The 22,754-nt window shown below is 47.7% G+C and carries 23 protein-coding genes; 6 read left to right on the forward strand and 17 right to left on the reverse strand.

The genetic code is table 11. The features are described 5' to 3' along the window. Window positions 1-138: 138 nt before the first annotated feature. The 6 genes from folE to ACFVQB_RS23305 all read right to left on the reverse strand — a co-directional run bounded on the left by folE (window position 139) and on the right by ACFVQB_RS23305 (window position 5,916). Window positions 139-732 carry a GTP cyclohydrolase I FolE gene (gene folE / locus ACFVQB_RS23280; protein ID WP_079695742.1) on the reverse strand — a complete coding sequence of 198 codons (594 nt, stop codon included), beginning with the start codon at window positions 730-732 and terminating at the stop codon, window positions 139-141. 177 nt (window positions 733-909) lie between these two features. Continuing rightward, window positions 910-1,173 (reverse strand): YneF family protein, encoded by a 264-nt coding sequence (locus tag ACFVQB_RS23285; protein ID WP_076290490.1) that lies wholly within the window; start codon window positions 1,171-1,173, stop codon window positions 910-912. Window positions 1,174-1,396: 223 nt separating this feature from the next. Continuing rightward, window positions 1,397-2,428: an HD-GYP domain-containing protein gene (locus ACFVQB_RS23290; protein WP_379444692.1), complete on the reverse strand. Its 1,032-nt coding sequence runs from the start codon at window positions 2,426-2,428 to the stop codon at window positions 1,397-1,399. Between the two features lie 15 nt (window positions 2,429-2,443). Beyond that, on the reverse strand, window positions 2,444-4,285 hold the full coding sequence (gene queG / locus ACFVQB_RS23295) for a tRNA epoxyqueuosine(34) reductase QueG (protein WP_379444696.1): 1,842 nt from the start codon (window positions 4,283-4,285) through the stop codon (window positions 2,444-2,446). A gap of 178 nt (window positions 4,286-4,463) precedes the next feature. Continuing rightward, entirely contained in the window at window positions 4,464-5,069 is a 606-nt protein-coding gene (lepB, locus tag ACFVQB_RS23300; RefSeq protein WP_379444699.1) for a signal peptidase I, read from the reverse strand. A gap of 421 nt (window positions 5,070-5,490) precedes the next feature. Then, window positions 5,491-5,916, reverse strand: a complete 426-nt coding sequence (locus tag ACFVQB_RS23305; RefSeq protein WP_024632996.1) for a GNAT family N-acetyltransferase — start codon at window positions 5,914-5,916, stop codon at window positions 5,491-5,493. Window positions 5,917-6,456: 540 nt separating this feature from the next. Between ACFVQB_RS23305 and ACFVQB_RS23310 the strand changes: the two genes are divergently transcribed. Beyond that, window positions 6,457-7,068, forward strand: coding sequence for a superoxide dismutase (locus tag ACFVQB_RS23310; protein WP_024632995.1), 612 nt, complete (start codon window positions 6,457-6,459; stop codon window positions 7,066-7,068). A gap of 115 nt (window positions 7,069-7,183) precedes the next feature. Here ACFVQB_RS23310 and mutY read toward each other — a convergent pair whose 3' ends face one another. Continuing rightward, window positions 7,184-8,515, reverse strand: coding sequence for an A/G-specific adenine glycosylase (gene mutY, locus ACFVQB_RS23315; protein ID WP_379444704.1), 1,332 nt, complete (start codon window positions 8,513-8,515; stop codon window positions 7,184-7,186). A 54-nt stretch (window positions 8,516-8,569) separates the two neighbouring features. Continuing rightward, window positions 8,570-8,989, reverse strand: a complete 420-nt coding sequence (gene acpS, locus ACFVQB_RS23320; protein ID WP_379444709.1) for a holo-ACP synthase — start codon at window positions 8,987-8,989, stop codon at window positions 8,570-8,572. A 186-nt stretch (window positions 8,990-9,175) separates the two neighbouring features. Between acpS and ACFVQB_RS23325 the strand changes: the two genes are divergently transcribed. Continuing rightward, window positions 9,176-9,991, forward strand: a complete 816-nt coding sequence (locus tag ACFVQB_RS23325; protein ID WP_379444713.1) for an alpha/beta hydrolase family protein — start codon at window positions 9,176-9,178, stop codon at window positions 9,989-9,991. Between the two features lie 94 nt (window positions 9,992-10,085). Here ACFVQB_RS23325 and nadE read toward each other — a convergent pair whose 3' ends face one another. From nadE to ACFVQB_RS23340, 3 genes are all read right to left on the reverse strand, one after another. Further along, complete coding sequence (gene nadE / locus ACFVQB_RS23330; RefSeq protein ID WP_063567821.1) at window positions 10,086-10,895, reverse strand: ammonia-dependent NAD(+) synthetase; 810 nt, start codon at window positions 10,893-10,895, stop codon at window positions 10,086-10,088. Window positions 10,896-11,032: 137 nt separating this feature from the next. Further along, window positions 11,033-11,467: a BrxA/BrxB family bacilliredoxin gene (locus ACFVQB_RS23335; protein WP_053779648.1), complete on the reverse strand. Its 435-nt coding sequence runs from the start codon at window positions 11,465-11,467 to the stop codon at window positions 11,033-11,035. Between the two features lie 168 nt (window positions 11,468-11,635). Beyond that, complete coding sequence (locus ACFVQB_RS23340; RefSeq protein WP_379444719.1) at window positions 11,636-13,330, reverse strand: two-component system sensor histidine kinase NtrB; 1,695 nt, start codon at window positions 13,328-13,330, stop codon at window positions 11,636-11,638. Between the two features lie 196 nt (window positions 13,331-13,526). Between ACFVQB_RS23340 and ACFVQB_RS23345 the strand changes: the two genes are divergently transcribed. Further along, complete coding sequence (locus ACFVQB_RS23345) at window positions 13,527-14,795, forward strand: BaiN/RdsA family NAD(P)/FAD-dependent oxidoreductase (protein ID WP_379444722.1); 1,269 nt, start codon at window positions 13,527-13,529, stop codon at window positions 14,793-14,795. Window positions 14,796-14,923: 128 nt separating this feature from the next. Here ACFVQB_RS23345 and ACFVQB_RS23350 read toward each other — a convergent pair whose 3' ends face one another. From ACFVQB_RS23350 to ACFVQB_RS23360, 3 genes are all read right to left on the reverse strand, one after another. Continuing rightward, the gene (locus ACFVQB_RS23350) at window positions 14,924-15,307 is read right to left on the reverse strand and encodes a hypothetical protein (protein WP_379444726.1); all 384 of its coding nucleotides are present in this window, start codon (window positions 15,305-15,307) and stop codon (window positions 14,924-14,926) included. A 115-nt stretch (window positions 15,308-15,422) separates the two neighbouring features. Further along, on the reverse strand, window positions 15,423-16,673 hold the full coding sequence (locus ACFVQB_RS23355) for an ABC transporter permease (protein ID WP_379444730.1): 1,251 nt from the start codon (window positions 16,671-16,673) through the stop codon (window positions 15,423-15,425). Between the two features lie 19 nt (window positions 16,674-16,692). Then, window positions 16,693-17,424: an ABC transporter ATP-binding protein gene (locus tag ACFVQB_RS23360; protein ID WP_379444733.1), complete on the reverse strand. Its 732-nt coding sequence runs from the start codon at window positions 17,422-17,424 to the stop codon at window positions 16,693-16,695. 206 nt (window positions 17,425-17,630) lie between these two features. On the opposite strand from ACFVQB_RS23360, the gene ACFVQB_RS23365 reads away from it, so the two are divergent. Together ACFVQB_RS23365 and ACFVQB_RS23370 are read left to right on the forward strand one after the other, a co-directional pair. Beyond that, window positions 17,631-17,924 carry an AbrB/MazE/SpoVT family DNA-binding domain-containing protein gene (locus ACFVQB_RS23365; protein WP_379444736.1) on the forward strand — a complete coding sequence of 98 codons (294 nt, stop codon included), beginning with the start codon at window positions 17,631-17,633 and terminating at the stop codon, window positions 17,922-17,924. Between the two features lie 2 nt (window positions 17,925-17,926). Next, a complete protein-coding gene (locus ACFVQB_RS23370) occupies window positions 17,927-18,319 on the forward strand; it encodes a type II toxin-antitoxin system death-on-curing family toxin (protein ID WP_379444738.1) in 393 nt (130 codons plus the stop codon). Window positions 18,320-18,428: 109 nt separating this feature from the next. On the opposite strand, the gene ACFVQB_RS23375 is transcribed toward ACFVQB_RS23370, so the two are convergent. Further along, complete coding sequence (locus tag ACFVQB_RS23375; protein ID WP_379444740.1) at window positions 18,429-19,760, reverse strand: MFS transporter; 1,332 nt, start codon at window positions 19,758-19,760, stop codon at window positions 18,429-18,431. Window positions 19,761-20,089: 329 nt separating this feature from the next. Between ACFVQB_RS23375 and ACFVQB_RS23380 the strand changes: the two genes are divergently transcribed. Continuing rightward, window positions 20,090-20,551 (forward strand): MarR family winged helix-turn-helix transcriptional regulator, encoded by a 462-nt coding sequence (locus ACFVQB_RS23380; protein ID WP_379444743.1) that lies wholly within the window; start codon window positions 20,090-20,092, stop codon window positions 20,549-20,551. A gap of 90 nt (window positions 20,552-20,641) precedes the next feature. Here the strand turns inward: ACFVQB_RS23380 and ACFVQB_RS23385 are convergent, their stop codons facing one another. Further along, window positions 20,642-20,827 carry a hypothetical protein gene (locus ACFVQB_RS23385; RefSeq protein ID WP_175480690.1) on the reverse strand — a complete coding sequence of 62 codons (186 nt, stop codon included), beginning with the start codon at window positions 20,825-20,827 and terminating at the stop codon, window positions 20,642-20,644. A 376-nt stretch (window positions 20,828-21,203) separates the two neighbouring features. After that, window positions 21,204-22,712: an MDR family MFS transporter gene (locus ACFVQB_RS23390; RefSeq protein WP_379445483.1), complete on the reverse strand. Its 1,509-nt coding sequence runs from the start codon at window positions 22,710-22,712 to the stop codon at window positions 21,204-21,206. Window positions 22,713-22,754 lie beyond the last annotated feature (42 nt).

A 22,754-nucleotide genomic window follows, 5' to 3' on the forward strand; every position in this document is an offset into this window, starting at 1 on the left:
TATGAAAGCTTCCATTGGCACAAGCGCTATTCTGCCATTTCAGATTCCGGCAATTTGCCGAATACGAATGCAATTACTATAATAGTGCCAAAGGATTCCATGCTTCTGGCTTGTCCAACGTGTGGAATGAGCCCGATCTTAATCTTTCATCAGCGACAGGAACTCGGCACGCTGTGCCGGATTTTCACGGAAAGAACCACGCACAGCAGACGTTACCGTCTTGCTACCCGGCTTCTTCACGCCGCGGGAACACATGCACAAGTGCTCGCCTTCCACAACGACCATGACACCGTTCGGCTCTACCGCTTCAGTCAGAATATCGGCAATCTGTGAGGTAATACGCTCCTGAACCTGCAGGCGGCGGGTAACTGCCTCCACCAGACGGGCCATTTTGCTCAATCCCACAATTTTGCCACTCGGTACATATCCAATGTGCACCTTGCCGAAGAAAGGTGCCATATGGTGTTCACATTGGCTGTAATAGACAATGTCCTTCACAATGACCAGTTCTTCATGATTCTCGTCAAAAGTCACACCAAGTACATCGCGCGGGTCCACTTCATACCCGCCAAAAATCTCTTCATACATCCGGGTTACGCGTGCAGGCGTTTCTAGCAGCCCTTCCCGCGTGCTATCCTCACCGATCAATTGCAAGATCTGCTCAATGTGATACTCGATCTTCTCCCGATTGTCGGATACTTTTGAATTCAAATAATCTTTAACGCCAGCCACTGCCGAACGCCTCCTTTCGAACCACATGCTGTAAGCAACTATTCACTTCAGCATTATGCATAATTCGATTCTAACCGCTCCCGGGTATAATATATAGACGAATAAAACCATTTCGATCTATACATTAATGATTGGAAGTCGCTCTTTTGATTTATGCAAAATGCTCGCTCACAGCTATTATTTTCGGCGGCCCGAGTTTTTACGCGCAGGATGTTGTTGCGGCTGAGGCATCTTAGCGCCAGGCTGCTGGTTCTTCATCATCTGCTGGGCGCGCTGCATTTGCTTGCCATTCAGGTTATACCCCATTTGCTTCGCCATCTTCTGGAGCATGTCGGGATCACTTTGCATTTTCTCAAGCTGTTTCCGCAAGTAGTATACCCCAATGAAAAATCCTCCGACCAGACCAACAATCAATGTAATAATCGGTATTGCTATTTCCATCTCTTAGACACCTCTGTATGCAATCTAAAAAGCCTGATGATCCGTGTCAGCACATGATGTTATACGCTCACGATGCAAACATGACACGCACCGGATTTCCTGAAAGTTATCATAGCATTTCCGCACGCCTTGAGCAAACGGATTTTCCAGCTAAGTGCTGAATTTAACATCCAGAAAACAGATCGAAAACATTCAGTAAATCTCTCAGGAACATCCTTATAAGTTACATCAGTACCGCCTCTATGAAAACGGTTGTATGCTGAGCCAGATCGACTTCAATCACATCCAGATCATAACGTGTACTGCCACGTGCCACCCGAATGACCGGCCTGCCGGGCAACCCCCGGTGCTGACGTACAATGACTCCGGTCTCTTTGGTAGATAATCGAACTGCTGTTCCATTCGGATACACGGACACACTCCGGTTGAATTCGATCAAAATGTCACGATCCAGCTTCGTGCCCGACATCGCCATCATCTCTTCACAGGCTTCATGTGGCAGCAACCTTCTATCCGAAAGGCCATTGATCAGATTATCATACGTGTTAGCTGCACTGACGATTTTAGCGAAAAGATGAATGTCTTTTCCCTTGATCCCCCTCGGTAGTCCCGTACCATCCACATGCTCATGATGCTGTAGAGCCGTATGTGCCACAAGCAGATTGAACTCCCGTTTGGATTTGATCAACTCGAATCCTTTCCACGTGTGATGCAGGGAAGAATTCGCTGCTGAACCGCTGCCGGGTGGCTCCCCCACTTTGCCGATGTCATGCAATAGAGCTCCGACGGCCAGATCCTTGAGCTGCACATAGTTAAGCCCCAGATTCAGACCTATGACAGAAGACAGCAAACATACATTCATGGCGTGAACATACTGTGCGTTATCTTTGGTCCGAATATCTGTGAGCTGAACAAGCAGTTCACGCCCGTTCAGAACATCATTCAACAATTTATCTATGCTGATGGCGACCTTCTTCGGGCTCCAGTCCTTTCCGGAACGGATAGAATCGAGTGTAACACTCATTTCATTAATTACTGCCTTTTTCGTGGCTTCATCCAGAATGTCTTCTGTATCCACATCTTTATACGCTTCATCCTGGATGTACAGCATGGTCACGCCAATACGCTTCAGCGTATTAACCATAAATACGGTGAGCTGGACTCCGGCAGACAGCAATACTGTGCCGTTGCCGGAATATATGGTTTTGCCCAGAAGCTCCCCCGCCTCCACGCTCTCCACGTTAACATACTTCATGAACGTCCCCCGCTCTTACGATTGCTGCTCCAATGTGAGCAATTGCTCTTTGGTTTGCAGCCCGCCTACATAACCCACCAGGGTTCCGTCTTTACCGCTGATGCGGTGACAGGGAATAATAATCGGTATCGGATTTTTACTAATGGCATCCAGAACTGCTCGAACAGCTTTGGGCCTACCGATGATTTCCGCAACCTGTTGGTGTGTTGAGGCCTCTCCATAAGATATATCGGACAGGACTTGCCATACTTGTAGCTGGAATGGTGTTCCAAACAAATCGAGCTTCAGTTCAAATGCTTTTCGTTCTCCAGCAAAATACTGCTTCAACTGCTGTGCAGCTTCGCTCAGCTTCTCTTCATTTTTCTCATATCGATATTCGCCGATCCATGTACGGGCCCATTGTTGCAGATGCGCCTCGCGCACATGGAATGCACCAAAATCAATATGACACAGGCCCTTATCCGTAGCACAGAGCGTAAGTGTACCGATCGGTGTCAGCACCTCATCGTAATATACCGGCGTACCATGCAGGCCTGTTACAGCTGACGGTTTCCATGCTGCAGCTTCTGGTTTTACAGGCTCTGTCGTCTGCCCGTTTTCCTGTTCGGATGTCTCGTTCTGTTCCTTCTGATCCTCAGGCTTATCGTTGCTCTTTGGCTCTACCTGAGACTTATCGGGTAAGGTCTGGGACGAACTCAGTCGTTCCTTGGCCTTCTGCAGCATGCTTAGCACGTTCCCATCTTGTTCGTTAGCGGCAGCTTCCCCAATGGCTCTCATTGCGTCTTCTCCTCCAATTCTGCTCAGCGCCCAAGCTGCAGTTCCCCGCAGCTCGGGACGCGGATCGCGCTTCAGTACCTCCGTTAGTTTGGGTACAGCGGTTTTGTCTTTGAAATTGCCTAGGGCAATTACGGCGTTACGCTGGATTGGCTTCTTGCCCCGCCAAGCGGCGGAACTTTGGCCGAAGCGCTCTTTGAATTCACGGTTACCGATGTCAAGCAGCGGTATCAGCAAAGGTTTTACAATCTCCGGATCGGGATGAAACTCAGGATGGTGGTCCCAGTTTTTACCCCGATTCTTCGGACAGACAATCTGACAGGTATCACAACCGTACAGACGGTTGCCAATTTTGAGCATAAACTCTTCATCCACAAAGCCTTTCGTCTGGGTCACAAACGAAATGCAGCGCTGTGCATTCAGTTGTCCCGGCCCTACCAGTGCTCCTGTTGGACAGGCATCAATACACTTCGTACATTCACCACAATCCTCGGTCACCGGGTTATCTGGCTGAAATGGGATATTCGTGACCAGTTCGCCGAGAAAGATCCATGAACCGAATTTGGGCGATATAATGGCACAGTTCTTGGCACTGAATCCAATCCCCGCACGCTGGGAAACGGCACGGTCCACCAACGCCCCCGTGTCTACCATACTTTCGATCATGGCTTCAGGTACGCGTTCACGTATAAAATGAACCAGCTTGTCCATCGCGGCACGCAGGACTTGGTGATAATCCTGCCCCCAGGCGGAACGAGCCAGAATACCGCGGTATGCACCCGGCTCCGACTTCGGAGGATTGACCATCTTCGAAGGATAAGCCACAGCAATCGCAATGAGCGAAGCAGGCTCGCCATCTTTCAACTCTGGACGTATCCTTTTCTCAATATCAGGCTCCTCAAATCCGGACTCGAATCCTTTCGCCCGATGTTGCTCCAGAATGGATTTCAATGTCACGAATGGCTCCGCCGAAGCAAACCCTATATCATCAATACCCATCTCGGGAGCAGCTGCCTTAATCTCTTGTTTTAACTTCTCCCATACAGCTGCTGCTTTTGCTGCTCCGGTCTGTACACTCGTCATATCTCTTCCCTCTCTTCTTCCACGCTAATTCCGTAAATAGTGAACGCCCGCCTCAATTGGGAGGACAGGCGCTGATTTCGATATACAAGTCGGACATACCGGAGCTAAAAAGAAACCGAGTCTATATCGTTTAACGCAAAATGCAGCGTGAAGTTGTTGTCCTTGTCCTGCTAACATTTTACAATTTTTTAATTTCCGAGAACGGCCAAAAAATAAACTCCGCCCTGCCTACAATTTCACTGGATGTAATGCTGCCAAACACACGGCTATCCTTGCTCTTGCCTTCATGACGGTTATCTCCCATCACAAAGTAATGATCCGCTTCCAGCGTAATTGGTCCAAAATCAGGGTCCTGAACCTCCGTATCCGTGTACGTTTCCGCTTGCTGCTCTCCATTCACGAACAGATGGTGATCCCTTACTTCAACCGTATCACCGGGAAGCCCGACAATCCGTTTGACCAGAAAATCTTTTTTCTCCACACCTTCGCTTGGATCACGAAGCACAATGACATCTGATCGGGACGGCGTTCCAAAATCATATACAATTTTATTTACAAACAGACGATCCCGCTCAACCAGCGTAGGCTGCATAGATTGACCTTTGACCATTGAAAGATTGAATACAAACAGGTTCAACAGCATCATAATTACAAAAGCAATCACTATGGTTTTCACCCAGTCCCAAAGCTCTGCACCCCAGGATTTCCCCGGTTGTTCGGGCACTCCCGGACCGTTTCGTTCCTTGGAGGCCACATGCTCCGTTGAAAGATTGTTGGAATTCAAAGAGACACCTCGTTTATCCATTTTGTGAAGAAAAACGTCGATCGACGTACTTTCAAGGAGACAGATTCCGTATAGTGAAAGCTTTTCTTGATATATCAGGAAGCTGACGCTCCGTGTTTATATGTTCTGATATTACCAAAATCGAGTGATCATAATCCTTTTAATTCTACTTCATTTACAAGGCTGAAACAATTGGTTATGAGCACCAGCACAACTTGAAGGGTGAATAACACCGCGATTAAGACAATTAAACTAGGGATGAAGTTAAATGGAATGGCGTTCAGAAGTAGCGAAAAAAGGGGAATAATCGGTGAATAGCACCCATATAAATAGAAAGGCATATCCCTCACGTTGTTACACGTTGAAAGATACGCCTAATATGAAATGAAAATCTGTTATATTTCTTTTTTAACCATGCAAACTAAGCTTTTGACAAGATACTAAGTTTCTGGAAAGCGCTCATAATCTGATTGGCACCGTAACCCATTGCTTCATATAGAGGCATGGCTACTTTGTTGTGCTCATCACCCGCCACCCATATTTGACTGACTTTACGCTGCTGGAACCTTTGTTCCATGGCCTCGACAAGTTTTTTGCCGACTCCGCGGCGACGATAGTCTGGATGGACCGCAATACGATAGATGCATCCCTGGTTGTGGTCAATCGTACCGATCAAAGCGCCAACGAGGTCTCCCTCTTCTTCCGCAACCATGATCAGGTCAGAATCCCATGACAATTGACGGGCAAACGGGCCCATCGTGTTCTCATAACACTCTTCCGATAGTGCAACCTGGAGAAGCTCTGTCATCTGGCTTGCATCACTCAACTGAAAGGAACGAACGTGCATGTCTTAAATCTCCCTTTTCGTTAGCTTAGATGAGGTTTTACAAAAAGGGGCTCCCCTTTTTACCAAAAACCCAATGTTCATATAATGACAAAAAACGAGAAAATACCGCTTCTTCGTCAATTAAACCATACTTTACGCCATAAAACACGCATTTTCTTTTGAAAGCGCTTAATTGTAACCGTTTACATCCGAATATTAAACTTTTTCTCTATTTAAACGCCTAAAATCACATAAATAGTTTCATAATGGGTAAAATATGTTTGTTATCTCTGACCCATGAATGGATTAACGTCTGGGGGGGGGACTTAATAAACAAAAATGTTGCTTAATTAGCCCGAATGCGGTTTAATATTAGTGACAAGGGTATTATTACATAGGTACCTGGGCAATTTGCATAAATCCTATGAGCGACTTTCACTCAGCAAGATATAGATCGAAGTGAACCTATTCGTCTAGAACTTGTCCCGGAAGCGATTCAAACTGAATTATGCAAAAGGCTGACCTTAACAAAAATTCAAAAATCTCAGGAGGTATTTCACTATGACTTTTCAATTACCAGCACTTCCTTACGCTAACGACGCACTGGAACCACATATTGATGCGCAAACGATGGAAATTCACCACGATCGCCATCACAATACTTACGTAACGAACTTGAACGCAGCTCTGGAAAGCGCTCCTGAACTGCAAGGTAAAAGCTTGGAAGATCTGATTGCTAACCTTGACAGCGTACCTGAAGGTATCCGCACAGCGGTTCGCAACAATGGTGGCGGACATGCTAACCACAGCTTGTTCTGGGAAATCATCGGACCTAACGGCGGCGGCGCTCCTACTGGCGACATCGCAGCAGCAATCGATAGCGAACTGGGTGGCTTTGACAAATTCAAAGAAGATTTTGCAAAAGCAGCTACAACTCGTTTCGGTTCCGGTTGGGCTTGGCTCGTAGTTGGTAAAGATGGCAAATTGTCCATCACTAGCACACCTAACCAAGATAGCCCTCTCTTCGAAGGTCTGACTCCGGTTCTGGGTCTGGATGTATGGGAGCACGCGTACTACCTGAAATATCAAAACAAACGCCCTGACTACATCGGTGCTTTCTGGAATGTAATCAACTGGGACGAAGTAAACAAACGTTACGCTGCAGCTAAATAAGACTGCCAGCATAATAGAAGAGCCTGATTTGGTCAACGCGACCGAATCAGGCTTTTTTTGTGTGCTTTTGTTTGCTGCACGTTGGTTGATTTAATATTTGTATGGCAAGCGCCCATTACTCACTAACATCGTCATATGCCCCTGCAAAATAACTGCTGATCAGCTTCAGGAATATGTTCGGAAATGCCATCTTGTCCATATCTTCCGGACCAATCCAGCGATAGGTCAGGCCATCGCCTTTGCCTGTCATTACATCATGCGCCGGGCTACTTGTGGCCAATGCTGACAACGGCTCGCCCTGCTCATCAAGCGAGCCAAAGATGTTGGCTGCATCGGTGATGCCTGGCTCCGATGCTTGGGCTGGCGCAGTGGTTTCCTTGGCTGCCGCCTGTGTGTCGTAGGCGGCTCTGGCTTCCGCGGCGATCAGCGGAAGCTCGTTACTCTGGTCCTGCTCGGTGCACTTGTACACCTGCAGGCTCCAGACAATGTGGCTGAACACATGCTCCGCATGGGTAGCCAGCCCTTCCGGGCGGGCAGCGAAGCCTTCCGCCCACATACTGCCGGCCAGCAAAGCCATGGCCGGCTCATCTGCCAGCGGCCCCGCCGCCTTGCCGGCTGCGGCGGGCGCCGCCAGCACATGCGGCAGCTCCCACATGCGGGCCAATAGGCCCGTCGCTGGGCGCTGGCGCACAAGCACACGGCCGCGATGAGCACCGCGGCCCTCCACAATGGCGACCAGCCGCTGCTCAGGGCGCGGCGGCTTTGCCTTGGTCTTGACCGGCAGCGTGAGCTCCCGTCCGGCAATGCGGCCGGAACATTGCTCCATGACCGGGCAAGTCAGGCAGTGCGGCGCTTTGGGCGTGCACACCAGCGCGCCAAGTTCCATCAGCGCCTGATTGAAATCACGCGCACGCCCTTCCGGAATGAGCTCTCCCGCGAGCTCTTCCATCAAAACCCGGGTGCTGCCCTTCATAATGTCCTCATCAATGAGGAAGTATCGGGACAGGACCCGCATCACATTGCCATCCACCGCTGGCTGCGGCTGGTTGAAGGCAATGCTGAGAATGGCCCCGGCTGTATACGGGCCCACCCCTTTTAACGCAAAGACTGCCTGCTTGTCCTGCGGCATCTCCCCACCGTGCAGCTCCATGACTTGTCTGGCAGCTGCCTGAAGATTGCGGGCACGCGAATAATATCCGAGTCCCTCCCAATTTTTCAAAACCTCTTCTTCTGGTGCTTCAGCAAGAGCCTGTACGGTTGGAAAATTCCCGATAAAACGGTTGAAATACGGGATCACCGTATCCACCCGAGTCTGTTGCAACATAATTTCCGATACCCACGTAAAATAAGGATTGTTGTGGCGACGCCACGGCAAATCCCGTCTGTTGACCATATACCAATCCAGCAAATTCACGCTGAAATGTCGTTTCTGTTCCAATAACCCCATATTCCCGTCCTCTCCTGTTACCATGCTTACGTTCTTCACACGTTTCCCACATTATTACTGTTCAGATCCGGGCAACGTCTTCTCCATTTGCTCCACAATAGCAAAGGCCGCCGCCAGCTCCGTCTGGTGCGTAATGCTCAAATGAATATCATACTGTTTGCCGTATGGCAGTTGCAGTCGTTCCCATGCTTCATCAGACAGCGTGGCAACGGGACGTCCTTTCGCATCAGGCAGCACTTTAATGTCGGTAAAACTCATCATGCTTCCAATACCGCACCCAAACGCCTTGGACACCGCTTCCTTTGCTGCGAATCGGCCGGATACAAACTCTACCATCCGTTTTCCCCGATAATCCGCAATCTCCCGCTCTGCAGGCGTTAAAACTCGCTTCATAAACGCTTCCGCGTGGCGACCTGACAACAGCTTGCGCATACGTCCAATCTCCAGCACGTCGTTTCCAATGCCATATATCATCAACGCTTCACCCGCTTAACCTTTTATGCTGTAAACGATCTCCATTCGGTCATCTGATCCGTAACTTATCCGAACACGTATTCTATTGTAGCAGGAGGCGCACACGGATGCGAGTACCTTCGTCCACATTACCATTTATGTTAAAATATGAATCAGCAATAGATGAAACTTTAGGAGGAATAAGATATGTCCACAGCATTTGAACTGCCTGCTGGCGGAGATACCGTCATTCGCGGAAATATATTCACTGCACGGCAACCCGCTCAAGGAATCATTATCCTGGCTCACGGTTACAAAGGCTTCAAAGACTGGGGCATGTTCCCCTACGCTGCATCGCAACTAAGCGAGGACTATCACGTCCTGACCTTTAATTTCTCTCACAACGGTGTTGGAGAAGATCTGGAGCAATTTTCTGAACTTGAAAAGTTTGCAGTCAATACGTACAGCCGGGAGCTTACCGATTTGGCAACGCTGCTTGATTATGTGTCCACACAGCCTGAACTTAACGGACTGCCGGTATTTCTACTTGGACATAGCCGCGGTGCAGGTGTAAGCCTCGTGTACGCGCTTGATCATCCCGAGCAGATTGCAGGCGTAATTTCCTGGAACGGCGTAACCAACCTGGATCTCTTTACCTCTGAGCAAAAAGAAGAAATGCGAACACATGGCCGCAGCCATGTCACGAACGGGCGAACCGGCCAGCAGATGCCTCTGGACATGTCCATTCTGGAAGACCTGGACGCGCATAAGGAGCGTTACGCCATTATTGATCGCTTGGCTTCATCCCCACTGCGTGTGGCACTTATTCAGGGAACAGAGGATGGCACACGGCTTCGTGACGGCTCGGCTGCACTGGTTCAGGCTCGCCCTGATATCCCGTGGCATCAGATTCCCGGCGGAAATCATACCTTTAATACTGTGCATCCATTCAAGGAATCGACGCCGCAGCTTGAGCAGGCAATCGCCGAAACCCTTCGCCAGATCGCAACCTGGATTCACTAGTCCTGCATAACAAAAAGAGTCGCTGCCTTGTGCAGTGACTCTTTTCTGTTCAGATGCTTGCTTTGTCCATATCATGGCATGCTTGCAATCCATATTAGATGCCAGGAATGGCATTACGTTTGTGATGGGTACGCGTGTAGAATGCTTCAAGACGTTCCTGTGCAGCCGGATCAATCTGTTTGCCTTCCAGATAGTCACTGTTCGCTTCATACGAAATGCCCAGTTCATCTTCATCGGTCTGGCCTTCCCAGAGTCCTGCTGATGGAGCCTTGTCCAAAATGGCCTGTGGCACGTTCAAATACGCAGCCAGCTGACGCACTTGACGTTTGTTCAGGCTGCTCAGTGGTGTAATATCCACGGCGCCGTCACCCCATTTGGTGTAAAAGCCCGTGATGGCTTCAGAGGCATGGTCTGTTCCGACAACCAGCAGGTTTTCCTCAAAGGACAGAGCATATTGCATCACCATACGGGTTCTCGCTTTCACGTTCCCTTTGCCTTGGTGAGTCATATGACGCGGGCTGCCCATGGATTTGAAACCTTGCTCCACTTCCAGTGCAATCTCGTTAACTGCATCTTCGATGTTGGTTTCTACGACATGCTTCAGGTCATAGGCTTTTGCCACAGCATAGCTATGGTCGATGTCCGATTGCTCACCGTAAGGCTGGAAAACACCCAGCGTTTTGTATTCCTTATTCTCTTCTGCTGTAAGCTCGTCCGTTGCTTTTTTGCAAAGCGCCGTAGCTACAGCACTGTCAATCCCGCCACTGATTGCGATTAGCAACCCTTTGGAATTGGCATTTTTCACATAGGTTTTGAGAAAGTCAACGCGCTTGCGCACTTCCTCTTCTTCATTAATGCTTGGTTTAACCTTCAATTCAGCGATGATCTGTTGTTGCAAACTCATCGTTCACACACCCCGTTTCTAAATTAATGAAATTTGATGTCCATTTTGAAAGGTCCGAATGGTTCAATAACCCTATTTGCTCAAAATGAAACGCCCCGGCATCGGTCATCCGAAAGGCGGGGCGTTTCTTGAGCTAATTAACGGCAGTAACGGTCAAACACACTTGTGAGCTCAGCCGCAATTTCCTCCGCAGAACGGTCTTCCACTTGATGACGCTCAATAAAGTGAACGAGTTCTCCGTCTTTCATCAGAGCGATGGAAGGTGAAGATGGAGGATACGGTGCAAAGTATTCACGTGCTTTTGCTGTAGCTTCCTTGTCCTGACCGGCAAATACTGTGTACAGGTGATCTGGTGTAATATCATGCTGAAGTGCTTGGGATACACCTGGGCGGCACTGACCTGCAGCACATCCGCAGACCGAGTTAATAACAACCAGAGCGGTACCTTTGGCATCCGGCAAACTTGCTTCAACTTCTTCTGGAGTACGCAGCTCCTGAATTCCCAAACGAGTCAGATCATCCCGCATCGGTTGAACCATATCTTTCATGTATTGATCAAATGACATAGACATTCGGTTTCACTCCTTAAACATGTGAGTTCTATTATTTAAAAGATTAAATGCTTTTGTGCTATTCCTATTATACATCCCTAATCAATGAAAGCAAGGTTCAAACACCGCCTGCGGAAAGGCTTCTCCTTCAATATTATGTCTCATTCCTTGGCAAAACATGCTTGGAGTTCAGCGTTGAAATGCAACCTTGAACGTTGTACCCTGACCTTCCTCCGATTCGATGGTAATGGTTCCGTTATGCCGTTCGACAATGCTCAGACACATGGATAATCCCAGTCCGGTCCCTTTGGCCTTGGTCGTAAAAAAAGGTTCGAACAGCTTCTCCTGCTTCACTCTAGGAATACCTGGGCCTGTATCTCGCACACATAGCTCCACAGTGTCATCCACCAACCGAGTCTCAAGTGTAAGTACCCCTTTTTCATTCATGGCTTCCATCCCGTTACGAGCCAGATTAAGTACCACTTGTTTGATTTCCTTTGAATTCAGATGCAGCTTCGGCACATTATGAGCCAGCATGAATTCAATACTCTGACCTCGCAAATTTGCATCCGCCCATAACAAAGGACTTAGTTCATGGATGATATCATGCAGCTGGGATTCTTCTTTCTCAGCAATTCGATTCTGAGCCAATGACAGAAAATCATTAATAATGCTGTTCGCCCGATCAAGCTCCTCCAGAACAATCCGGTAATAGTGATCCAGGGACTCTGGGCTCTTTTCCTGCATTAATTGAAGAAAACCACGCACAACCGCCATCGGATTTCGTACCTCATGGGTAATACTTGCGGCCATTTGGCCTACAAGACTAAGGCGATCCACATTATCAAGCTCGCTTCGCAGCATTTCAAGTTCAGTGATATCCTGAATGATCAACATGGCTCCAATAGCCTCTCTTGGCAGTTCTGCTGAATACGCGTAGATAGGAACGGTCCGGGACTGGAACACGTTTGAACCGTAACGCATCGTCAGCCCACTCACTTCTCCATGAACAATGGCTTTACGAATACTGCTCTCCATCTTATCTGCTTGGGCTTGTTCAACAAACTGACTCGCAGGTTGCCCAATCAAATCCGGTGTTGTTGTGCAAGGCAGTTGATCCCGCGCTGTTTGCTCCATGGTATCGTTGACGAACTGCACGGTCCCCTCCTTATCTACGGTCGCTATGGATAAAGGAACGGCATTCAAAATTTGGTTAAGCTTTTCCGTTTCGGCTATGTATCTGTGATGAACTTCGGACAAATGTTGCTCAAGCCCCCGGTGATGTTGCATCTGTTCAATCCAGAGCATACTAAGACTTCCGGCAATGATTGCGCCGATCGTATATCCCAGAGCTAGCAACACCCACTGTACTATTGAGAATGTCGGCTGACTTTCTATGGACGGGATATACAGTATACTGGCCACAACCAGCTCTGCCGTTATCAGAGCGATAACTGTTCCCATTTTGCGTGAACGTGTATAATGCTTGAATCGTTTGGCAGACAACCATACAATAGGATAGAGAAGAATGCCCGTTTGAAGTAGAAATCCGTACAGATTATAGGGATGCGCAAAGAGAAAATAGAAGAGTATCTGGAGAAGAGACAGCGTTAGGCCTATTCGAGGCCTGCAATACAATATGACGAGCGTCAGGGGCACAATACCCAAGGAGATGGGAACTGACACCGGACTCCCATAGTGGGCAAAAAGCAGACACAGCAACATGCTTACCACACTGGTTGCGGCAAAACTGTGTTGTACCATCCTATGATATCCTGCCTTGGCGACCGCCTGCTTGGAGAGCCCCAAGTGCAATAATGGAATCAGGAATACCGCAGCTCCTGCAAGCAGTATTTGTAAAAGAATGTCCTTCAACGCAACCACAATGCCATCTCCCTCCTCTGCCTGCACATTCCCTCATGTATTTCTGATTAAAACATAGGCGACAGTATATTACAATATATCCCTTAAGACTGCATAATAGAACTGCTAATACATTTGTATTGTTTCATAAACAGGCAGGAGTAGACAGAGTTTTCGGAAAACAGACAAAATCAATGAAAAAAGAGGGTAATAAAGCATGTATGATGTCATTGTAATTGGCGGTGGATCTGCGGGCCTCATGGCCTGTGTTGCCGCTGCCGAGCATGGAGCCTCGGTGCTTTTGCTGGATAAAGGAGATCAACTCGGCCGCAAACTCGGGATCTCTGGCGGCGGTCGCTGCAATGTGACCAATGCCAAGGAGACGGATGAACTGATCCGGCACATTCCGGGCAATGGACGCTTTTTATATAGTTCATTTCAGAATCTGGACAATCAGGGAATTATGCGTTTTTTTGAAAATCTCGGTATTGCCCTGAAAGAGGAGGATAACGGGAGAATGTTCCCGGTAACCGATAAAGCCAAAACGGTCGTTGATGCGTTGGTAGGCAAAATCGTTTCTCTTGGGGTAGAGATTCGCACCAAACAGCCGGTTAAGGAATTAATTCAGAACGGTCAACACGTGCAGGGCGTAAAGCTGGCTTCTGGCGCAACGGTACTTGCACGCTCTGTTATTATTGCTACCGGGGGCAAATCAGTCCCCCAAACCGGATCAACCGGGGACGGCTATCCTTGGGCTGAAGCGGCTGGACATACGATTACAGAGCTATATCCGACGGAAGTACCAATTGTGTCTGGCGAGAGCTGGATTCAATCCAAAGAACTGCAAGGTTTATCCTTGCGGGATGTCGGGTTATCTGTTCTAGATGCCAAAGGCAAATCGGTTATCTCCCATCGCGGAGATATGATCTTTACCCATTTTGGCGTATCAGGACCGATCGCGCTTCGTTGCAGCCAGTTCATTCGCAAGGTGCAAATGAAATCTGGGAACCCCCAGGTCACGATGAGTATTGATCTGTTCCCGGATCTGTCTGCCGGTGCTCTGGAAGCCCAGGTTCAGCAGGTGCTGGAGCAAGAATCCCGAAAGGCCGTCAAAAACATACTCAAAACATGGGTTCCTGAGCGCATGATTCCATTGATGATGAAGCGTGCGGAAATCAGCGAAGACCTCACGTTCCACCATTTTCCCAAAGGTATGTTAAGTACATTAGTGGGGCTAATGAAAGATTTTACCTTCCGCGCAGACGGAACTCGTTCTCTCAAAGAAGCCTTTGTTACTGGCGGGGGAATCCACTTAAAGGAGATATACCCAAAAACTATGGAATCCAAGCTGCTGCCGGGACTATTCTTTTGCGGTGAAGTTTTGGACATTCATGGCTACACGGGAGGCTATAATATTACCGCTGCCTTCTCTACGGGGTACACGGCTGGCATGCATGCTGCAGAGTATAAAAACGCTCGCTCATGACTTGAACAATAAGAGATGAAAAAACCTCGAAATCCCGCTATCGGTGGGGTTTCGAGGTTTTTTTAGATGCAAGCAATCCAGAATCACTGTGATCAACAAGGCACACAGCATCGTTGCTCATGTTGTATTTACGCTTTCACACTGCCCGAGAAACCATCGACTGAGTCATCGAATGTCGGATCTTCATCCCGGTTATGCATCTCCTGATCGGAATTGCTCCCCTGGATTCCGCTCGCATAACCTTCATTCCAATCTTCATTCACGAGATGAGCCGGAATGGATATATTCTGAAACTGATCCAATCCATCTGTTTCGGAGAGAAACACCGCACTTCCACCATGTGACTGTACGATTTCCACAGCAGATTGCGTATCCTGGCGATCTGTAGGAATATACAATTCAAGCGGTCCTGACTGGTATGGCTTATACCCCAGTTCCTCCAAAGTTGCCTGCGCAGAGAGTAACGCTGCACTGTCTGCAAAATGCACCTGAAGTTCACTATCATCCATCATGATTTTTTTCCTCCTTGCGAGAGCTGATCCCTTACTTTCAAAATCGTAAGATCTGTCTCCTATAGCATGGTCAGTTACTTCATCTGATATGCTACTGTACAAGGAAGAATATCAACTAAGCGGATCGGATGTACCGAATCCAGCCTGTTATAGACAGGACGAACAGCCCGAATGCTACGACAGCCGCAGCCGTAACGATACCTTCAAGCCAGCCTAGCCAGGCTGCTCCCAGTGAAAATCCCATTAAAATCCCCAGCGGGACGAACAACATCCGTACCATGGTCAGACCTGCACGATTTAACGCCTCCGAATCGTAGGATACGAGCTGAACATACTCCGAGGTTGCAAATACCTCCCAGGAGCGATAAAAAAGTACGCTCAACATGATGACCAATAAGCCGCACACGATTACATTGACCGGGAAAGGCGGCAAAGCAACGGCAGCGATCGAAAGACCACCAAGCTGCAAGTACAATTTCATCGTGGATGAGTTACGAAAAAATGCTTTGAATGCCGTCTCGGCTGTCCGATTAGAGATCGTTCGATGACGCAGCAACTTGCGCTGCTTGCGGAATATGATCGTCCGGGTGCGCGGCGCTTTCGGCTTGGTCACAGATCGGCTCAGTAAAAGGGCTGTAAGCTTTAGCCTTTCTCGTAAATCTTCACGCACATCGCCCTCAAAGGTTCCCTTCATCTCCAGCCTCATTCGGCCAACCATAATTAGAAGAAGGAATGCGGCCACAATGCCTGCAAGCTGTGTCCAGATGTGTCCATGCGTCCAGGATGTTACCCCAATCGTAATAATGCCCATTGCAACAGCTAAAGGGATCATGCGAAGCCAGCGTCTCCATCCGGTATAACGTACTTTCGTCATATGGAGTACAATGACCTGGAATGAAGCTACTGTGCCAAACCAAATCGCTGTTAGCACGATATGGATAAATGACATGTCATACACACGGGACCATAGTGGTGAGGTCAACGCCGTAATTGCAATCATTTTGCCCAGATGCTGCAAGCAAGCCCGAAAGATCCCCTGTTTCATCAATGTACGCATCCACAGCGACCGCGATTTCAGGAATAACACATCCGCTTCCTCTACAAATATAAGAATTCCACCTGTAAGCATAACGATGTCGATCAGCCCGGTCAGTGTAGGCAGCGTTAATCCGGTTGCCCAGGAGGGCAGCGGTTTGGACCATAAACTCATGTACCATCCGCTGAGATACAACAGACCCGGAATAAGCAGGTACACCCATACCGTCCAATCTACTACTAGTTTCAGGTTTTTTAACTGTTCATTGAAGTGCTCCTTGCGTCTGCGTCTATATAAACCAATTGGCGTGTATGCTCGAGAGGTCTCCATCTTTCTCCCGCCTTCCCGATTAGGATGTCAGAGTGTCAAAACAATCAAACAACGAGGCATCCGGCAAATCTGCGGCTGCACGGATTTCGTCCAGTGTTCCTTCGGCAGCAGAATGCCCGGAATGGATGAGAATAAAACGATCACAGATTCGCTCAGCAGTATCCAGTACATGCGTTGACATAAGAACACCCGCACCACGGCGGCGCTCATCGTCCAGCAATTTCAGAAAATCCTTGGTTGCGCGCGGGTCCAGCCCGATGAAAGGCTCGTCCACAATATATACATCCGGCGAGGACAGGAAGCCGATCATCAGCATCATTTTCTGCCGCATCCCCTTGGAGAAACTGGCCGGAAGATCATTGCGAACGTGGTCCATGCCGAAACGAACCAACATCTCCTCCGCCCTAGTGACGAAGACCTCTTCCTCCATCTCATAAGCGGCCGCAGCCAGATCAAGATGTTCCCACAGGGTCATATATTCATAAAACACAGGTTGTTCCGGGATATAGGCATAGCGTCCGTCTCCCCCAATGGTTACTTCATATTTCGCATGCTCTAGCAGGCCAAGCAATGTTTTGATGGTAGTGCTTTTGCCAGCCCCATTCGGTCCGATAATACCCACCAGTTCCCCTGGCGCCACGTGTAATCGGATGTTCCTTATCGTGGATTGTCCCGCCTCATATCCTGCTTCCGTAATATGTACGTCCAATATGGACTCCTGTGCAGCTATATCTTCGTTTTCGATCTCCATATCATTCACTCCCTGTCCTGTCAGGTGCTTGTTCGGTTCTTTATTGATATTGTAATCGAGTTCGTGAGGAATTGTTTGATCATTTTGAGCTTTTGTATAATGATTTTACATTTGCAATTCGTGTTATAATGTTATAACGTACTAACATTTATACTTACTTACGTATTCATTTCTTAAGTTGGATCATACTATAGGAGGAACATACTATGAATGGTGGGGCCCAAATGAAAGAGGACAATTTTAAGAAGAAAATTTTATCTCGTAAGATAGGTAAAATGGGTAATAGCTTAGGCGTTAGCTTGCCAAAGGTTTTGATCGATAAGCTCGATGTGTCACAAGGTGATGAGATTGAATTTATTGAGAACAGTCAAGGTGAGATTATACTCAAAAAAGTTAGACAGTTGAAAATACCTGAAAATGTAAGACCTGAAGTACTTGAAGCTTTTTTTGATGTTTTTGAAGAGGATGAGGGCATCCTCCAAGATTTAAGAGATCGTTAATCATGATCATATTCCTTTCAATAGAAGAAGTGGTAGCCGCTCATTATTTTATGATGAAGAGAATGAATGACACAGCACAAGCTGGAGTGAAGAACTATTCTTTGTTGGACTCTGCTGTAAATAGCCCCCAACAAACTTTGTTTGGAGAAGACGCCTATCCTTCTATATTCGATAAGGCTAGTGCTTTATTAGAGTCCTTAGTTAAAAATCACTGCTTTCATAACGGGAACAAACGGACAGCTTATCTCGTAACCAAATCGTTTTTGATGGTGAATGGTTACCATCTCCAAATGGAACGTCAATTTGCAGTAGAGTTCATGGTCAATATTGCAGAGGGCAAGCACTCATTTGAAAGCATAGCAAATATATTAAAGTACCATTCAGTCGTGCGGTAACATAATTTTATAATAAACCGAAAAAAAAGCAGGGGATCCGGATCCCCTTGCTTCTTTATATTACAGTGAAAATCTCATCCTTTGAAACTGAGGTGTTTGCGAACCCATTTCACTCACCTGTAATCACTGATTTTGCTGGAAGACTCCCGTCCATATCGTTCTTTTTTTGCCTGCGAATCACTACATAAATCACGCCAAGCAACGTCAGCAAAATGCCTGAACTGATAAAAGCCGGAATAACTCCGAATGAAGTCACCAAAAATCCACCTACCACCGGACCCATGATGTTACTGGCCGTCATGATGCTGCCAACCGTTCCAAACACACGCCCCGTCATGGATTCAGGTGTTTGTTCCTGAAGTAGAATTTGGAACGGAACAATGGCAAACCCAACACCCACACCTGCCAAGGCAAATAATGATATCAGCAGCAAATTGGCGCCAAGCCCGGCATGCGGCCATACGCCTACGATCATTCCTACTCCACCAATGACGAGACCCATCAATGATGTTCCAAGCCCCATCTTGATGACATGCCCTGCCTTTTTCCACTTCTGAACACTCATCGCTGCAATTAACGTTCCAACACCGCTCGCCGCGACGCACCATCCGAGCAGATCACTTGAAATACCGGGAAGCTGTCTGAACAGGACTACGGTCTGGGAATCCGCAAATTGCAGAAACAAAAGTGCTGAAGCAAGCAGGACTAGAGAAGTACCCACATGAGGAAGAGATGCGAGCATGCGGATGCCCTCCATTGTATCTTTCAAAAACGTAGCTTTTTTACCTGATTGAGCAACACCTGCTGTCTCTTCCCTTACTTGTTCTACGTTCTGATTCGCAGATTGGATCACCCGAGCTCCAGGAATCCATAGCAAAATAATACCTGAGATCAGAAAGGATGCGGAATCCAACACGAAACACCAGGTGATCCCAAAAGCGGCAACCAACAGCCCGCCAAGGGCCGGACCGATAATTTTGGACATCTGTTCGATCACCGAGCTGATGGATACCGCCTGCCCTAATTGCTCCTGCGGCACAATCTCCTTAAGCTTGCCGTTCTTGGCCGGTGAGAACACCACATCGAATAACGACTTGAGAATAAGCAATACATATACATGCCACATTTGATCGGCAAAAATAAGCCCTCCAACAATCACAATTCGTGCACCGTCGGCAACGATCATCAGCCACTTCCGATTGACCCGGTCCGCCAGCGCCCCTGCAAATGGCCCAGTAAGCAATACAGGCAGTGCTGCACACAACGTGGTGAAGGTAATCTCCCACGGCGTGGCATTCCAGCGAATGCCCACCAAAGTAAGGATTGCCAACAGATGCAGCCAGTCTCCCAGATTGGAGATAGCCTGTGCAGCCATCAAGGTTATGAAAGATCGATTGTGCTTCAGGGGTCTTCGTTCCTGCATCATTAATCCACTTGTCATCTTTCTTCTCCTCCGCCCTCAACCCATTCATGATATGAATTTATTATAGAGAGCAGGCAGTGCTCCCACCTCCTGCCAGAGACGTAGAAGAAGCGGCGCCTTCAGGAGGATTTTCCCAGAACTTATTTTATAATGAAAAACTTTTTTTGGACTTTCTATGTACACTGACAAGTTAGGAAAATGATTAAATTTTAATTGCTAAAAATGCAAATCTTGTGACATATCGCATGTTTTTCGTATAAACAGATGCTTACAATAGAAATATGGCGAACCTCTGAATCGTCAAATGTAAAACATTAACTCCAATAATCTGAAAAGGCGGGATCAGTATGCTGGAATTACAGGAAATCGGAACCGAACGTTCTCTTCATCTGTACCGCACCTTGGCCCAGACATTTAAGAGCGTGAATGAACACGCTGTATCCGGAAGCAAAGTGCATGGCTTCAACCCCACCGCTTACGGGGTGCTCGAAGTGTTATATATGAAAGGAGCACAGCCCATTCAACAAGTTGGTGCACAGCTTCTGCTGCAAAGCGGGAATGTCACTTATGTCATTGACAAGCTGGAGCAAAAGGGACTTTTACATCGAAAACACTGTCCGCAGGACAGACGCATTATTTTCGTAGAATTGACTGAGAAGGGCCAGCGTACGATGGATGACATTTATCCAGGCTACGCACACAAAATAGATCGTGCTGTCAGCGGTCTGAGCGAAGATGATAAGACGTTGCTCTCTGAGCTGTTGGAAAGGCTTGCACTCGGTGCGGATCGTTTATCCGCAAACGGTTAAGGCCAGTCCCGTATCACCTGATCCAAATTAAAAATAACCGGTTCGCCTAAATAGGCGGTACCGGTTATTTGTATTTGTTTATTAATCTAATCAAAGGTACAGAATCCACATCAACACCGTGAGAGCAGCGACAACCAATCCACCTGCAATCAGCAAATCGACAATGTAACTGGACAGACCTGAGCGGCTGTGACCCTCAATCTCCCTTTGAGTCTCTTCGTACTTGCTTTTGGCTTCATCTTCCTTGGACGAATTCAGATTATTGGGAAACATCATCCTCACCCCTACTCCAAATGAGATATCTATATTATCCTGTGTTGGTCTGCTCCTGCTTACGGAATCTATTCCAGATCCATCCCAGACCTGATTGCCACAGCAAAAAAACAAAGGTTGTTATTACAACGTATTGATAAGGGCCAGCATACTGAAAAGCATCCATTTTGTACAAAAAGATGGAGAACAACAGCCAAGTTGATAAGAATGCTTACAATCAATGTATACCAGAAGGGATAGTAATATGTATGTTCCACTCGTTCCACCAAGGGAACATAAAATAATTGTAAACTATAGAAAATCCCTTCTGGAAAATAATAAACAAAAAAGCAGCCGAGAAACAGCTGCCTTGATCCAATGATTATTCTTTTTAATTCGTTTACTTCCCTGAAGCTTGTGCTTGTGAGGGAGTATCTGCATCTTCGGGAACGATTAGCCGTTTGCGCAAGGCCAGTGTCGTTACCCATGAGATAATGGCAATGACAAACATGATGACAAACAAGGAATGCAGACTTCCTTCTAAGACGTTACGCAAAAGCGCCCATTTGTCATCCGACAGAGCGGCTTCCGTATGCGGAGCAAGCAGTTGATTCAAGTCCCCATCCGAGATCCCCGCCTCTGCCAGATGCTGTTCGCTCGACAACGTTGATATCCGGTAATTCAACCATGTGCCGAAGGCTGCTGCACCAATGGTTTGTCCAAGCGTACGCATAAAGGTATGTAACGCCGTGGAAGATCCACGCTCTTTATACCCAACAGAAGACTGTGAAATGATCGTAAATATTGTAAAAGCAAATCCGAAGCCGAGTCCGTAAATAAAGGTCAAAATAAACAGTACGGCTTGGGGTGATGTTCCACCGACCAGAAAGAGTCCTCCCGAGCCAATGGCAATCCCGGTTAATCCAATCACCGCTGTTAAGCGTGATCCAATCTTCATTAACAGACGACCCGCAAGTACACTACCGATCAGCCAACCCACAGACATCGGTGCAAGCAATAACCCCGACTCAGTCGCATTACCGCCCCGAACTCCCTGCACCCATAGTGGCAAATAACTGGTTAGGCCAATCATCAAGGTACTGGTCAGTAATCCGGCGATATTCGCCACCCGGATGTCCCGAATACGGAATAGATGAAGAGGTACCATCGGGGCCTGGGCTCTTTTTTCCACCACAAAAAATAAAATCATAAACAAGATAGCTACGATACTCAGTCCCACAATAACAGGAGAACTCCAGGCATAATACTGTCCACCGGCGGACAATACAAAGAGCAATGCTGTGATACCGACGGTAAAGGTCAATGCACCCATATAGTCAATTTTCGCGGTACGCGGAGACATTTCTTCCTTCAAATAACGAAACACAAACCACATCGCCAGCAGTCCGAACGGCAAATTGAACCCAAAGATCCACTGCCATCCCAGATTGTCTACGAAATACCCGCCCAGCAGCGGTCCGGCCAGAGATGAAATGCCCCACACGGAGCTGATCCAGCCCTGTATTTTACCTCGTTCCTCAATGCGGTAGATGTCACCAATAATTGTAAACGTAACAGGCACAACCGCACCTGCGCCAATCCCTTGAATCGCACGAAAAATAATCAGTTGCTCCATGTTCTGCGAAAGACAGCATAGAAGCGAGCCTAATAAGAATAAGGCACAGCCAATCAGGAATACTGGCTTTCGTCCGTATAGATCACTGATTTTGCCGAAAATCGGCGTGCTCACAGCCATCGTTAACAGATAAGCAGTGAAAATCCAGCTCAACAGCTGTACACTTCCCAGCTCACTAACAATGGTTGGCCCTGCCGGACCAATGACCGTACCTTCAATTGCAGACAAAAAAGTCGCCAACAGCAATCCCGCCAGGATGAAACTGCGGTTCAAACCTCCGGTTGTATTCACACAAACCCTTCTCTCTTCAATTCT

The sequence above is a fragment of the Paenibacillus sp. NPDC057886 genome (assembly GCF_042796655.1).
Classification (GTDB): Bacteria; Bacillota; Bacilli; order Paenibacillales; family Paenibacillaceae; genus Paenibacillus.